The following is a 13,618-nucleotide window of genomic DNA, read 5'->3' on the forward strand; positions in this document are numbered from 1 at the left end:
TCTCCTTATTGCTGAAACGGATATACGGAGCCGAGGCGCAGGATTTGCGTCAGGCGGTCGAGCGCTTCGCGACCTTCGCGCAGCAGCTGCGGATCCGCAAGGTCGGCCTGGGTCAGGCGATCGCGATAGTAGCGGTCTACCCAATCATTCAAAGTGGCGAACAGCGCGTCGTCGATCATGACCGCCGGATTCACCGCTCGTCGCTCGTTCTCAGTCAGCACCACCCGAAGACGCAGGCAGGCCGGGCCGCCGCCGTTGGCCATGCTCTCGCGCAGGTCGTAAACCTGAAGCTCATCAATCGGGTTATCGCCCTCCACCAGCCGGTTCAGATAACGCCAGACGCCCGGATGCTCCTGCGCTTCCAGCGGCAGAATCAGCCGCATTCCGCCCTCGCGTTTGCTCAGCAGCTGGCTGTTGAACAGATAGGTCGCCACCGCCTCTTCTACTGATACCTGACCCGTCGGCACCACAAGCGGCGTAAAACCAGCAACCCGCTCCGTCAGCTGCTGCAGGAGCTGCGGCTGATCGACAAACGCCTGCTCGTGGCAAAACAGCACCTGCTGATTGCTTACCGCAATCACATCGTTATGAAATACGCCCTTATCAATCACCGCCGGGTTTTGACGGGCGAAAATCACTTGCCGTGGGTTGACCTGGTTGAGGTGGGCAACGGCCTGGCTGGCCTCCAGCGTCTGCCGCGCCGGGTAGCGCTGCGGGCTCTCTTCCCCACCCTGCTGACGACCGTAAATAAACAGCTGCACGCCAGGGGCGCCGTAGTCGCCGCCGAGACGGTTATGGTTTGCCGCCCCTTCATCACCGAACAGCGAGGCCTGGGGTAGCGCGCCGTGTACGGCAAACCGCTGCTCATCAGGGAAAATCGCCTTCAGCAAAGCCTCGGTGGTAGGCGCTTCGCTGGCGCGGTGGAATTTATCATTGAGGTTGGCGACGGTCAGATGCACCCGGCCGTCCAGCGAATCCGCCGATGGCGAGACCGTAGCGGCGTTGGCCACCCACATTGATGAGGCTGAACTGGCCGCCGAGAGGAGCTCCGGCGCCTGACGCGACGCTTTTTCCAGCACCTGCTCATCGCTACCGCTAAAGCCAATCTGGCGCAACAGGGGGATGTTTGGCCGCTCCTGCGGCGGGATGATCCCCTGCGGATAGCCCGCATCCGCCAGGGCTTTCATTTTTTTCAGCCCCTGCTTTGCCGCCAGCTGCGGATTTGACACCCGATAGCGGTGTTTGGTCGAAGCCTCGTTGCCGAAAGATAATCCCGCATAGTGATGGGTCAGGCCCGGCAGCCCGTCAAAGTTCACTTCCCAGGCGTTCATTGTGAGCTCTCCTGGCCCAAATCCAGACCCGGGCTGAGCGCGACCGGGAGCGACAGCTCCGGCGATTCCAGGCTGGCCATCGGCCAGGCGCAATAATCCGCGGCGTACCAGGCCCCCGGCCGATGGTTACCGGAAGCACCGGTCCCGCCAAACGGCGCGGTGCTGGCGGCGCCGGTGAGCGGTTTATTCCAGTTCACGATACCGGCGCGCGCCTCCAGCAGCAGCTGGTCGAACTTCTCGCGTTCGGCGGAGATCAGCCCGCAGGAAAGCCCGAAGCGGGTCGCGTTAGCAAGCGCAATCGCCTCATCGAAATGGTCGTAACGCCAGACGCAGAGCAGTGGGCCAAAAACCTCTTCATCGGCCACCTGCGCGACCTCGCTCATGTCGATAATACCCGGCGTCAGCAGCGACGTTTCGGCCTGTAGCAGACGCGGCTCCAGCAGCGTTTGGCCGCCGTTGGAGACGTGTGTCAGCCAGGCCTGATGCACTTTCTGCGCCGCCTGCGCTGAAATCAGTCCCCCGAGGAAAGGCTGCGGCTCTGCATCCCAGGCGTCAGGAATAAGTTTTTGTGACACTGTCACAAGACGGCGAAGAAACGCATCGCCAGCCTCACCACGCTTCACCAACAGCCGACGCGCGCAGGTACAGCGCTGGCCTGCAGTAATAAATGCCGACTGAATGGTGAGATGAACGGCGGCATCGATATCCTCCGGCTCATCGACGATCAGCGGATTGTTGCCGCCCATCTCAAGAGCGAGTATTTTTTCCGGCTGGCCGGCAAGCTGGCGATGGAGCTGAAAGCCGGTGGCAGAACTGCCGGTAAACAGCAGACCGTCGATATCTGACTGACCGCTCAGCGCTTCGCCGGTCTCCCGACCGCCCTGAAGCAGGTTAAGCACTCCGGGCGGCAGGCCGGCTTCTGCCCAAAGCCTTACCACCGCTTCGCCGCTCTGTGGGGTCAGCTCGCTGGGTTTGAACACCACGGTATTGCCCGCCAGCAGCGCCGGAACAATATGTCCGTTTGGTAAATGTCCGGGAAAATTGTAGGGACCAAACACCGCCAGTACGCCGTGCGGCCGGTGACGCAGAGTGGCTGCGCCGTCGGCCAGTGCGGTTTGCGCTTCCCCCGTACGACTATGGTAAGCGTTTACTGAAATCGCGATTTTGTTGATCATCGCGGTGATTTCCGTCGCCGCTTCCCAGCGCGGTTTGCCGGTCTCCTGAGCAATAATGGCGGTTAATTCAGCTTTGTTCACGTCAAGTAAAGCAGCAAACTTTTCTGCTATCGCTTTGCGGGCGGCAAACGGCTGGCGCGCCCACGCGGGGAATGCCCGCCGCGCCGCGCTGACCGCCAGCGCAACCTGCTCAGCATCGGCATCCCGTCCCTGCCACAGTAGCGCCTGGCTTACCGGGTTATGTTTTTGTCGGGCCGGGCCGCGACCGCTTTGCCAGTCGCCATTGATCCATAAACTCATGATTTTTTCTCCTCAGGGCACAGGCGAACCAGGCGAATTTGTTCACCGGAATGGCATTTCAGGGCATCTAACTCACGCGCGCTTAGCACCAGGCGGTCGCTATCCGGGTCCGCGTGAACGAGCATGGCGCGAAAGTGCTGGTACTGTTCATTGGCGATCAGGCATGGCGGCCACTCTCCCGCCTCGGGTTCGCCTTCAACGACGGTAACCAGCCGACTTTTGCGGATGGCCCGCACCCGGTCAATTTCGCATTCCAGCGTCGGACCGCCGTCGAAAATATCGACGTAGTTGAGATAGCGGAATCCCTCTTTTTCCAGCACCGCGCGGGCCGGGGCGGTTTGCGGATGAACCTCGCCGATAACCGCCCGCGCTTCATCGCTTAAGAAGTCGATATACAGCGGGTGCTTCGGCATCAGCGCGGCGATAAACGCTTTTTGCCCGGTGCCGCACAGATAGTCGGCGCGGGAAAACTCCATCGCGAAGAAGCGTTTCCCGAGACTCTCCCAGAACGGCGAGTAGCCGTGCTCATCAATTACGCCGCGCATTTCCGCCACGACCTTATCGTTGAAGCGTTCACGAAAGGCGGCCATAAACAGAAAACGCGATTTCGACAGCAGATAGCCGTTGCCCTCTTTTCGCCATTTTGGATCAAGGAACAGGGTACACAGTTCGCTGCTGCCGGTATGGTCGTTACTGAGAAACAGCGTCGGCAGGGCGTTATAGACGTTTAGCTCTTTCGATGCGTGGACCTGCGTACCGACGCGATAGTTGTACCAGGGGTCGTTAAGCCCTACGGCCACCTCAATGGCGCAAATTCCCGCCACCGCGCCGCTGGTGCAATCCTCCAGAACGAACACATACCCCTGTTCGCTTTTCGGCAGCTCGCCGCGCCAGGTCATCTGTGAACGTTCAATGCGCGCGGCCAGCGTGGCCTCATCGGCCGGCAGCGATGTCAGGCCGCCGCCGGTTTCGCCTGCCAGCGTCATTAACCCCGGCAGGTCACCTTTTTCGACTGGACGGATCACCATCATGATGAGACCCCCGAGAGAAAGCGTTTGCAGGCCAGCTCGAAGCGATCCAGGCCGCTATTGACTTCGTCTTCGCTGATAATCAGTGCCGGTGCGAAGCGCAACACATTGGCGCCGGCAATCAGCATCATTAGCCCTTCCTCCGCCGCCAGGTTGCTGATGTTTTTCGCCTTGCCGGCATATTCATCTTTCAGCACGCAGCCAATAAGCAGCCCCAGACCGCGAACCTCTTTAAACAGGCCGTACCGGGCGTTGATGGCGTTGAGCCGTTCGCTAAACCACTGATGGCGCTGCTTAACGCCGTTGAGAACCTCACGCGTGTTGACGATGGCAAAGACTTCCCCCGCCACCGCGCAGGCCAGCGGGTTGCCGCCGTAGGTGGTGCCATGAGTACCCACGGTCATTACGCTGGCGCAGCGTTCCGTTGCCAGCAGCGCGCCGATCGGGAAACCGCCGCCCAGCGCTTTCGCGGTGGAAAGCACGTCCGGCGTCACGCCATAGTGCATATAGGCGTACAGCTCCCCGGTACGGCCGACGCCGGTCTGGACTTCATCGAAAATCAGCAGCGCATTGTGCGCATCGCACAGCTCACGCAGGCCGCGCAGGAATTCCACATCCGCTGGTACGACGCCGCCTTCCCCCTGCATCGGTTCAACGATCACTGCGCAGGTATTGTCGTCGATCAGCGCCTTTGCCGAGTCGAGGTCGTTAAAGATAGCGTGCTGAATCTGCGGCGGCAGCGGCGCAAAATCCTGTGAATAGGCCGGCTGACCGCCCGCAGAAACGGTAAACAGCGTGCGGCCATGGAAGGCATTCTTGAATGCCACGATGCCGCTTTTCTCACTGCCGAAACGATCGTGGGCATATTTGCGCGCCAGTTTTAGCGCCGCTTCGTTGGCTTCAGCCCCCGAGTTACAGAAAAAGACCCGGTCGGCAAAAGTGGCGTCAATGAGCTGCTTAGCCAGACGTAGTACCGGCTCATTGGTATAGCCGTTGCCGGTATGCCAGAATTTCTCCGCCTGTTCGGTCAGCGCCTTAACCAGCTGCGGGTGCGCATGGCCTAGGGCATTAACCGCAATGCCGCCGGCAAAATCGATATACTCCTTCCCCTGCTGATCCCACAGGCGTGACCCTTCGCCGCGTACCGGAATAAAAGCCGCTGGCGCGTATACAGGCATCATCCATTCATCAAAGTTGCTACGCGTAATTGACTGAGACATATCGACCTCTTCCGGTAAACAAAAAGTTTAAATAATGTTAATGAATATGGTTATTACGCTGTAAATGTAGATTGCACGGTTCGTGCCAGCCAGAGGTAAAAATGCATAAATCGAGGTCGTCAACGAAATATCAATAAGTTACGAAAGACCGCTATTCACATAAAATGCATAAAAAGTGAATAAAAATACTAAAAGAGGCTTTAGCAGTGGAATAAAAAGAAAGATTATGCAGGGGTAAGATATAATTCTGTAATTGTGATCCTTGACGAAATTTATCGGCAATAATCGCCCTTTTTTGGCGCAGCGCGTTCCAGAATGGTGCACACTTTGTGCAAACAGGCTACCAACCGCTGCAATCGGCAGAATAAAGCGCCTTTGCGCAGCCAGCCCGGCGAATTTCTGCTACCATCCCTGCACTATTCACCTTGCACAGTGGCAGCGACTATGAAATTTGTCTCTTTTAATATCAACGGCCTGCGTGCCCGCCCGCATCAGCTGGCCGCCATCATCGACAAACACCAGCCCGACGTCATCGGCCTCCAGGAAACCAAAGTTCACGACGATATGTTTCCTCTCGAAGAGGTGGCAAAGCTGGGCTATAACGTCTTTTATCACGGGCAGAAAGGCCATTACGGCGTCGCGCTGCTGACCAAAGAGACGCCGATCTCGGTGCGCCGCGGCTTCCCCAACGATGGTGAAGAGGCCCAGCGCCGCATTATCATGGCGGAAATCCCGTCTCCGTTTGGTAACGTGACGGTAATCAACGGCTATTTCCCGCAGGGCGAAAGCCGGGATCATGAAACCAAATTCCCGGCGAAAGCGGCCTTTTATCAGAATCTGCAGAACTACCTTGATACCGAACTGAATAAAGAGAATCCGGTGCTGATTATGGGCGATATGAACATCAGCCCTACCGATCTTGATATCGGCATCGGCGAAGAGAATCGCAAGCGCTGGCTGCGTACCGGCAAATGTTCATTCCTGCCGGAAGAGCGCGAATGGATGGAGCGCCTGCTGGGCTGGGGCCTGGTGGATACGTACCGCCATGCGAACCCGCAGGACAACGAACATTTCTCATGGTTCGACTATCGCTCTAAGGGCTTTGACGATAACCGCGGGCTGCGTATCGACCTGCTGCTGGCCAGCCACCCGCTGGCGCAGCGCTGTATCGAGACCGGCATCGACTATGAAATTCGCGGCATGGAAAAACCCTCCGATCATGCCCCGGTATGGGCCACCTTTAAAGTCTGATGATGCCCTCTGTCAGGCTCTCCCGCCCGGAGAGCCTGAGCCATATCAAAAAAGCCGCCGTAATAGATTGTGAACGTCGGCAAACTATTATACTGTCGCGCGCACTTTTGACCGCCCGCATAAGACAGGAGAACCCAATGCAAAAGAAGCCGTCATAAAGCAGAGTATAAGCTGCTTTCTGTTGTGGTCATCCTGAGCATTTTCGCCTGTATTATCCAGCAGTCGGGTTTTGCCGAGCTGGTCACTCATTTCCACCATCTGCGCGAAATGATCCGCCAAAGCGGTGGCTTCGGGTATGCGCTCTATATCTTGCTGTTTATTATCGCTACCCTGTTTTTGATTCCGGGCAGTGCGCTGGTCATTGCCGGCGGTGTACTTTTTGGCCCGCTGACGGGAACCTTGCTATCGCTGCTGGCGGCGACGGTCGCCTCCTCCCTGTCGTTCCTGCTCGCCCGTTGGCTGGGCCGCGAGCTGCTGCTTAAATACTTCGGAGAGACGGCGATATTCCAGGCAATTGAAAGAGGCATTGAGCGTAGCGGCTGCGATTTTTTAATTCTGACCCGGTTAGTCCCGCTGTTTCCCTATAATATTCAGAATTACGCCTATGGCCTCACGGCTATTTCATTCTGGTCGTTTACCTTTATTTCCGCCATAACCACCTTGCCCGGCATATTTATTTATACGCTGATGGCCAGCGAACTTATCCGCGACGGTATCACCTCCCTTTTTGTGCTAAAGCTAACGCTTGCCGGGCTGGTGTTATTTGTCCTGATTCAGGCAGCCAAAAGATATGCCCGCTATCGGCGGATCGACACGCAACGGTGGCGAATCAACGATGAAAAATAGCCAAGCGATCTACCGGATAATCATTGGCGCTACGCTGCTGGCGGGGCTGCTGGCGTGGTGGCTGATCCCCGGCGTCAATGGGTTTATGCAGCGCAGCCTCGCCGCCTTTGCCACGCTCGATCAGCTGGCTATTGAGCAGTTTATCGACTCCTGGGGGCCGCAGGCGGCCCTGGTCTCCTTTGCGCTGATGATTCTGCAGGCGATTATCGCCCCGCTTCCCGCTTTTCTCATCACCTTCGCTAACGCTTCCCTGTTCGGCGCCTTCTGGGGCGGCGCGCTATCGTGGGTGAGCGCCATGGCCGGGGCGGCGCTGTGTTTTTTCATCGCCAGAGTATTTGGCCGCGAAGCGGTGGAAAAGCTGACCGGCAAAAGCGTATTGCAGAGTATGGATGGCTTTTTTACCCGCTACGGTAAACACACCATCCTGGTTTGCCGCCTGCTGCCCTTTGTACCTTTTGATCCGGTAAGTTACGCAGCCGGACTGACCTCAATACGCTTTCGCCATTTTATGCTGGCTACCGGTCTGGGCCAGTTGCCCGCCACGATAGTCTACTCATGGACCGGCAGCCTGCTGACGGGCGGTACATTCTGGCTGGTAACCGGTTTATCGATCCTGTTTGCGCTGGCGATCCTGGTGGTCGTCGCGAAAGCACTCTATCTTGAACAACAAAAGAGGCGTTCACGATGAGCTTACCCCCCCTGAAGTCAATTCCCCTGATTCTGCGCCCGCAGGCCTGGCTGCATCGCCGCCACTACGGCGAGGTGCTGAGCCCTATTCGCTGGTGGGGTCGCATTCCGCTGGTCTTTTATCTGGTGTCGATGTTCGTCGGTTATCTGGAACGCAAACGCTCGCCCCTCGAGCCGGTGCTGCGTTCGCTGGTCAGCGCCCGCATCGCGCAGCTGTGTTTGTGCGAGTTTTGTATTGATATCACCAGCATGAAGCTGGCGGAGCGCAGCGGCGGCAGCGATAAACTCCTGGCTGTAGCCGGATGGCGAGATAGCGCGCTATTCAGCGAACGCGAGCGGCTGGCGCTGGAGTATGCCGAAGCGGCCAGCATGACGCCTCCGGCCGTCGACGACGCGCTGCGCGATAAGCTGGCGGGACAGTTTGATGCTCAAGCGCTGACCGAACTCACGGCGCTGATCGGGTTACAAAACCTGTCAGCGCGCTTTAATTCGGCGATGGCGATCCCCGCCCAGGGGTTATGCCCGCTTCCCACCGATTCGAAACCATAAGGAGTGGTTATGCGTAGTTTGTTGGTCTTCGCTTTGCTGTTGCTTTCTCCGCTGTCCGCCAGCGCCAACTGGCAATCCACGCAACAAGAGGCTCGCGGCCAGACGGTGTGGTTTAACGCCTGGGGCGGCGATCCGGCGGTTAACCGCTATCTCGACTGGGTCAGCGAAGAGGTGAAGCGCGACTATGCCATCGATCTGCGCATCGTGCATATCGCCGATGCCGCCGACGCGGTAAAGCGCATTCAAAGCGAAGCCCGCGCCGGACGCAGTTCTGGCGGTTCTATCGACCTGCTGTGGGTTAACGGCGAGAATTTCCGCACCCTGAAAAGCGCAAATCTGCTGCAAACCCAGTGGGCGGAAACCCTGCCCAACTGGCGCTTTGTCGATACGCAAAAGCCGGTGCGCGAAGATTTCTCCATTCCTACCGACGGGGCGGAGTCGCCGTGGGGCGGCGCGCAGCTCACTTTTATCGCCCGCCGTTCGCAAACGCCCGACGCGCCCAACGATCCGCAGGCGCTGCTGGCTTTCGCCGCCGCGCACCCCGGTAGCGTTACCTATCCGCGGCCGCCGGATTTTACCGGTACCGCCTTTCTCGAACAGCTGCTGCTGACGCTGACCCCAAATCCTGACGCCCTGCGTCAGCCGCCGCAAGAGGCCAACTTCGCCGCCGCGACCGCGCCGCTGTGGCAATACCTTGACCAGCTTCACCCTCTGCTATGGCGCGAGGGCCGCGACTTCCCGGCTTCGCCCGCCCGTATGGATACCATGCTGACGAACGGTGTCCTCAGGCTGTCAATCACCTTCAACCCGCTGCACGCGCAGCAAAAAGCGGCCAGCGGCGAGCTGCCGAAAGACAGCTACGGCTTCGGTTTTAGCCAGGGGATGCTCGGCAACGTCCACTTTGTGGCGATCCCGGTTAACGCCCGCGCGACGGCAGGGGCGAAAGTTGTCGCCAATTTCCTGCTCTCACCGCAGGCGCAGCTGCGCAAGGCCGACCCGGCGGTGTGGGGCGACCCCAGCGTGCTGGATCCGGCGAAGTTAACGGCAGATGAGCGCCAGTCCTTCAACGCCGTTGTGCCGCAGGATTTGCCGCCAATGCTGGGAGAACCGCACTCGGCCTGGGTAGAAGCGCTGGAGCAGGAATGGCTGCGCCGCTACGGCACGCACTAAGGCTGCTGGCCTGGGCCGCCGTCGCGCTGATCTATCTCCCGCTGCTGCCGGCCGTTTCTATGATGACGCTTCCGGCGCTGCGCCTGACGCTTTGGCAGTCGCTGGTTGCCGATCCGCAGTTCTGGCAGGCGCTGGCGGCGACTCTCGTCTCAACCCTGCTCTCGGTTGGCGGCGCGCTGATCATCACGCTCTCGGTTGTTGCCGCACTCTGGCCATCAAGCGGTTGGCGCCGGCTGGCAGCCAGGCTGCCGCTGCTGCTGGCGGTACCCCATGTCGCCTTCGCTACCGCCGCCCTGCTGCTATTTGCTGAAGGCGGCTGGCTCTCTCGCCTGCTGCCCTTTTTCATTCCGCCAGTTGACCGCTACGGCATTGGCCTGGGTCTGACGATGGCGGTCAAAGAGAGCGCATTTCTGTTGTGGGTGGTTTACGGCCTGTTAGGTGAGAAACGGCTGGCGGGACAGGCAACGGTATTAAAAAGCCTCGGCTACGGCCGCTGGCAGTGCCTGAAGTGGCTTGTGCTACCCGCCCTGCTGCCAGCGCTGGCGATCGCGCTGCTGGCGACCGCCGCCTGGAGCCTGTCGGCGGTTGATGTCACGCTGGTAATTGGGCCGGGCAACCCACCGACGCTGGCGGTGCTGGCCTGGCAATGGTTGAGCCAGGGCGATGAACAACAGCAGGCCAAAGGGGCCCTTGCCAGCCTGGTATTACTGCTGACGCTCGTCATGATGGCGCTGCTGGCATGGGGAGCCTGGCGCGTCTGGCGGCGGATCCCACCGGTTCAGGGGATCCGCCGCCCGCAGCCGCGGGCGCTCGTCGGGAAAAGCTTCGCGATTCTCCTGCCGCTGTGTGGCGCGCTCTGCGCGCTGCTGCTGGCGGCGACGGCGCAGAGTCGTGCTCCGCTCGGCGATAGCATCGGCAACAGTCTGTGGCTCGGTCTCTGCTCTGCGCTTATCGGCGCGGTCGTTTGCCTGCTGTGGCTGGAGCTTGGCCCTTCCCGCTTCGGCGGCTGGATCTGGCTGCCGCTAATTTTACCGGCGCTGCCGCTGGTGGACGGGCAATATCAGCTGGCGCTATATACGTGGCAGGACGGCGAGTGGCTTACCGTTTTATGGGGCCATCTGCTATGGGTGGTACCATGGATGCTGTTTATTCTGCATCCCGCACGTCGCGCGGCCGATCCGCGCGCGGAGCTGGTTGCCCGAACCCTCGGCTGGCATCAGGGGCGTATCTTCTGGCTGGTCACCTTACCTGCCCTGACGCGTCCGCTGCTGACGGCGCTGGCGGTGGGCTTTTCGGTAAGCATTGCGCAATATCTACCGACGTTATGGCTGGGAGGCGGGCGGATCCCAACGCTGACCAGCGAAGCCGTAGCGCTGAGCAGCGGCGGCGATATCGCCACCCTCGCCGCGCAGGCGCTGTGGCAGTTGCTGCTACCGGCGATGTTCTTTGCTCTCACCGCTCTGCTGGCCTGGCCGATTGGCCGCTATCGACAAGGATTACGCTAATGTTGATCGTCAAAAACCTGACTCTCAGACTCAACGGGCAGCCGCTGCTGCGCGACGTCGATTTTTCGGTCGCAGCGGGCGAGATATTGACGTTGATGGGCCCCTCCGGCAGCGGCAAATCGACGCTGTTCGCCTGGATGGTGGGCGCGCTGGCGGAAGATTTCCGCGCCGCAGGGGAGCTGTGGCTGGATAACCAGCGCTGCGACAGTTTACCCACCGAGCGGCGGCGTATCGGCATCCTGTTCCAGGACGCGCTGCTGTTTGACCACTTCAGCGTCGGACAAAATCTGCGGCTGGCGCTGCCCGCTGACGTCCAGCGTTCCCAGCGAAAACCGCAGGTAGAACAGGCGCTGGAGCGCGCCGGTCTGGAGGGTTTCTACAGCCGCGATCCGGCCACCCTTTCCGGCGGCCAGCGGGCGCGGGTCAGCCTGATGCGCGCCCTGCTGGCCCGACCACGGGCGCTGCTGCTTGATGAGCCCTTTAATCGCCTCGACATTGAGCTGCGCGCCGATTTTCGCCGCTGGGTATTCGACGAACTGGCGCGGCTGGCCATTCCGGCGCTGCTGGTGACGCACGATCGCCAGGACTCTCCCGTCGGCGGGCGCTGTTTGCATATGAGCCAGTGGCAATGAAAGCCTGCGCTATCGCAAGGATTTTTCCGCTGAGAACGCCGAGAATTGCCGCTCAATTTTCTACTGTCGGGCATTTCGATGAAACGTGTTTCTCAATTGACCGCACTCGCCCTCCTGATGGGGCTTGCTGCTTCCACCTCCGCCGCTGAATCCATGCCAACGCTAACGCTCTCCACGCTGCAACAGCAGAACGGCGTCGCTATTGATACGCGTCTCAGCGCTTTCTATAACGGCTGGCCGCAAAGCGCTAACGGGCCTCAGGGTCATGAACCGCAGGCGCTTAACCTGTCAGCCAGCTGGCTTGGCGCGATGAACGACGAACAGCTGAGCGCCTGGGCTAAGCTGCACAATCTGCAGACCTCTACGCCAATTGCGCTATACGGCAACGCCGACGACAACGCGAAAGTCGCGGCGCGCCTTCAGGCTGCTGGTTTCACTCATCTCAGCTCCCTCGGCGATGCCCTGAGCCAGGCAGGTCGCCTGCAAAAGCTGCCGCATTTTGAACAGCTGGTATATCCGCAGTGGCTACACGACCTCCAGCGCGGCGAGCCGGTTACCGCCGCGCCTGCCGGTGAATGGAAAGTTTTTGAAGCCGCCTGGGGCGCGCCGAAGTTTTATCTGCTGAGCCATATTCCGGGCGCCGGTTATATCGACACTAACGAGGTGGAGAGCGAACCGCTATGGAATAAAGTGTCCGACGCGCAGCTTAAAGCGATGCTGGCAAAACACGGCATTCGCCATGACACCACGGTAATTTTGTACGGTCGCGACGTGTATGCCGCCGCCCGCGTGGCGCAGATTATGCTCTACGCCGGCGTGAAGGATGTGCGACTGCTCGACGGCGGCTGGAAGACCTGGTCCGATGCCGGTCTGCCGGTTGAGCGCGGAACGCCGCCAGAACAGAAACCTGAACCTGATTTTGGCGCCCCCATCCCGGGCCAGCCGCAGCTGATGCTCAATACCGAGCAGGCTCGCGCCCTGCTGCATCGTCAGGATGCTTCGCTGGTCAGCATCCGTTCCTGGCCGGAGTTTATCGGTACCACCAGCGGCTACAGCTATATCAAGCCGAAGGGCGAAATTGCCGGGGCTCGCTGGGGTCATGCCGGAAGCGATTCCACCCATATGGAGGATTTCCATAATCCGGACGGCACCATGCGTAGCGCTGATGATATCGCCGCGATGTGGAAATCATGGAATATTCTGCCGAGCCAGCAGGTCTCTTTTTACTGCGGCACCGGATGGCGCGCCTCAGAAACGTTTATGTACGCCAGGGCGATGGGCTGGAACAACGTCTCGGTCTACGACGGCGGCTGGTACGAGTGGAGCAGCGATCCGAAAAATCCGATTGCGACTGGCGATCGCAAGCCGGAGTGATATCGCGGCTTTGATGCCGGGCGATGGATTTGCCCGGCACGTTAATGATAAAGGACGATGAAATTGACCATTAATACCGAGTATATCGAAAATCTTATTCTGACATTTATGGTGGGTTTGCCCATTGTGGCTACTGTCGCCGTTGCATGGCAAACCTGGCATAAACACAAATCCGATCCCGATACTTTCGGCAAACACTGGCGCGTATGGCGCAATGCGATCCTGACACTAATTCTCAGCGCTGGGGTGGGTTTTGGCCTGGTTCTGGCCAGCCTTACAAACTAATTCACTCCTGATTCGCCGTACCACCAAGGCTGTTATTTTTTGGGTGGCGCTGATTTTTTCTTAGACTCAGGCACCTGTGCCAAGGTCGTCAGAACCCGTAGTCCGGGCAAGGCGCGTTAAGCGCCGCCCCCGGGAGCCGCGCGCAGAGTGACAGAGTTTCCCGGAGGCGATGCGGCGCATCTGTCCGGGCTACCGGCCCGCAGACGGCGGTGAACCCGTAGCCCGATGTGATGGACGCCTCCCCCTTACGGCATCAAAGTGCCAG

13 protein-coding genes are annotated in these 13,618 nt (G+C 59.6%); 9 read left to right on the forward strand and 4 right to left on the reverse strand.

The annotated features are described in order from the left end of the window. Positions 1 to 5: 5 nt before the first annotated feature. The 4 genes from astB to ABLV11_RS26915 are packed head-to-tail and all read right to left on the reverse strand — an operon-like array spanning position 6 to position 5,054. The gene (astB, locus tag ABLV11_RS26900) at positions 6 to 1,331 is read right to left on the reverse strand and encodes an N-succinylarginine dihydrolase (RefSeq protein WP_148407775.1); all 1,326 of its coding nucleotides are present in this window, start codon (positions 1,329 to 1,331) and stop codon (positions 6 to 8) included. Then, positions 1,328 to 2,806 carry a succinylglutamate-semialdehyde dehydrogenase gene (gene astD / locus ABLV11_RS26905; protein WP_348856066.1) on the reverse strand — a complete coding sequence of 493 codons (1,479 nt, stop codon included), beginning with the start codon at positions 2,804 to 2,806 and terminating at the stop codon, positions 1,328 to 1,330. The genes astB and astD overlap by 4 nt, the downstream gene beginning before the upstream one ends. Next, positions 2,803 to 3,837, reverse strand: coding sequence for an arginine N-succinyltransferase (astA, locus tag ABLV11_RS26910; RefSeq protein ID WP_016808497.1), 1,035 nt, complete (start codon positions 3,835 to 3,837; stop codon positions 2,803 to 2,805). The genes astD and astA overlap by 4 nt, the downstream gene beginning before the upstream one ends. Further along, complete coding sequence (locus tag ABLV11_RS26915; RefSeq protein ID WP_004112342.1) at positions 3,834 to 5,054, reverse strand: aspartate aminotransferase family protein; 1,221 nt, start codon at positions 5,052 to 5,054, stop codon at positions 3,834 to 3,836. The genes astA and ABLV11_RS26915 overlap by 4 nt, the downstream gene beginning before the upstream one ends. Before the next feature lie 444 nt (positions 5,055 to 5,498). On the opposite strand from ABLV11_RS26915, the gene xthA reads away from it, so the two are divergent. From xthA to ABLV11_RS26960, 9 genes are all read left to right on the forward strand, one after another. Beyond that, a complete protein-coding gene (xthA, locus tag ABLV11_RS26920; RefSeq protein ID WP_004101319.1) occupies positions 5,499 to 6,305 on the forward strand; it encodes an exodeoxyribonuclease III in 807 nt (268 codons plus the stop codon). Positions 6,306 to 6,488: 183 nt separating this feature from the next. After that, positions 6,489 to 7,151 carry a TVP38/TMEM64 family protein gene (locus ABLV11_RS26925; protein ID WP_004101318.1) on the forward strand — a complete coding sequence of 221 codons (663 nt, stop codon included), beginning with the start codon at positions 6,489 to 6,491 and terminating at the stop codon, positions 7,149 to 7,151. Further along, positions 7,141 to 7,839: a TVP38/TMEM64 family protein gene (locus ABLV11_RS26930; RefSeq protein WP_032728110.1), complete on the forward strand. Its 699-nt coding sequence runs from the start codon at positions 7,141 to 7,143 to the stop codon at positions 7,837 to 7,839. The genes ABLV11_RS26925 and ABLV11_RS26930 overlap by 11 nt, the downstream gene beginning before the upstream one ends. Next, on the forward strand, positions 7,836 to 8,387 hold the full coding sequence (locus ABLV11_RS26935; protein ID WP_049128718.1) for a carboxymuconolactone decarboxylase family protein: 552 nt from the start codon (positions 7,836 to 7,838) through the stop codon (positions 8,385 to 8,387). Before ABLV11_RS26930 ends, ABLV11_RS26935 begins: the two co-directional genes overlap by 4 nt. Before the next feature lie 9 nt (positions 8,388 to 8,396). Continuing rightward, positions 8,397 to 9,557 (forward strand): ABC transporter substrate-binding protein, encoded by a 1,161-nt coding sequence (locus ABLV11_RS26940; protein WP_023320750.1) that lies wholly within the window; start codon positions 8,397 to 8,399, stop codon positions 9,555 to 9,557. Further along, positions 9,530 to 11,062, forward strand: a complete 1,533-nt coding sequence (locus ABLV11_RS26945) for a thiamine ABC transporter permease (protein ID WP_348856068.1) — start codon at positions 9,530 to 9,532, stop codon at positions 11,060 to 11,062. The genes ABLV11_RS26940 and ABLV11_RS26945 overlap by 28 nt, the downstream gene beginning before the upstream one ends. Next, a complete protein-coding gene (locus ABLV11_RS26950) occupies positions 11,062 to 11,694 on the forward strand; it encodes an ATP-binding cassette domain-containing protein (protein WP_016808491.1) in 633 nt (210 codons plus the stop codon). Before ABLV11_RS26945 ends, ABLV11_RS26950 begins: the two co-directional genes overlap by 1 nt. Positions 11,695 to 11,772: 78 nt before the next feature. After that, positions 11,773 to 13,068 carry a rhodanese-like domain-containing protein gene (locus tag ABLV11_RS26955; RefSeq protein WP_004101308.1) on the forward strand — a complete coding sequence of 432 codons (1,296 nt, stop codon included), beginning with the start codon at positions 11,773 to 11,775 and terminating at the stop codon, positions 13,066 to 13,068. 57 nt (positions 13,069 to 13,125) lie between these two features. Beyond that, positions 13,126 to 13,353, forward strand: a complete 228-nt coding sequence (locus ABLV11_RS26960; protein WP_017146085.1) for a hypothetical protein — start codon at positions 13,126 to 13,128, stop codon at positions 13,351 to 13,353. Positions 13,354 to 13,618 lie beyond the last annotated feature (265 nt).

This window comes from Klebsiella sp. GW_Kp181 (genome assembly GCF_040062315.1).
Taxonomy (GTDB): Bacteria; Pseudomonadota; Gammaproteobacteria; order Enterobacterales; family Enterobacteriaceae; genus Klebsiella; species Klebsiella oxytoca.

Coding starts and splice junctions, on each gene's coding strand:
- ABLV11_RS26940 (WP_023320750.1), top strand. CDS start 8,397: ATGCGTAGTTTGTTGGTCTTCGCTTTGCTGTTGCTTTCTCCGCTGTCC.
- ABLV11_RS26960 (WP_017146085.1), top strand. CDS start 13,126: ATGAAATTGACCATTAATACCGAGTATATCGAAAATCTTATTCTGACA.
- astB (WP_148407775.1), bottom strand. CDS start 1,331: ATGAACGCCTGGGAAGTGAACTTTGACGGGCTGCCGGGCCTGACCCAT.
- ABLV11_RS26950 (WP_016808491.1), top strand. CDS start 11,062: ATGTTGATCGTCAAAAACCTGACTCTCAGACTCAACGGGCAGCCGCTG.
- ABLV11_RS26945 (WP_348856068.1), top strand. CDS start 9,530: ATGGCTGCGCCGCTACGGCACGCACTAAGGCTGCTGGCCTGGGCCGCC.
- astD (WP_348856066.1), bottom strand. CDS start 2,806: ATGAGTTTATGGATCAATGGCGACTGGCAAAGCGGTCGCGGCCCGGCC.
- xthA (WP_004101319.1), top strand. CDS start 5,499: ATGAAATTTGTCTCTTTTAATATCAACGGCCTGCGTGCCCGCCCGCAT.
- astA (WP_016808497.1), bottom strand. CDS start 3,837: ATGATGGTGATCCGTCCAGTCGAAAAAGGTGACCTGCCGGGGTTAATG.
- ABLV11_RS26930 (WP_032728110.1), top strand. CDS start 7,141: ATGAAAAATAGCCAAGCGATCTACCGGATAATCATTGGCGCTACGCTG.
- ABLV11_RS26935 (WP_049128718.1), top strand. CDS start 7,836: ATGAGCTTACCCCCCCTGAAGTCAATTCCCCTGATTCTGCGCCCGCAG.
- ABLV11_RS26915 (WP_004112342.1), bottom strand. CDS start 5,054: ATGTCTCAGTCAATTACGCGTAGCAACTTTGATGAATGGATGATGCCT.
- ABLV11_RS26955 (WP_004101308.1), top strand. CDS start 11,773: ATGAAACGTGTTTCTCAATTGACCGCACTCGCCCTCCTGATGGGGCTT.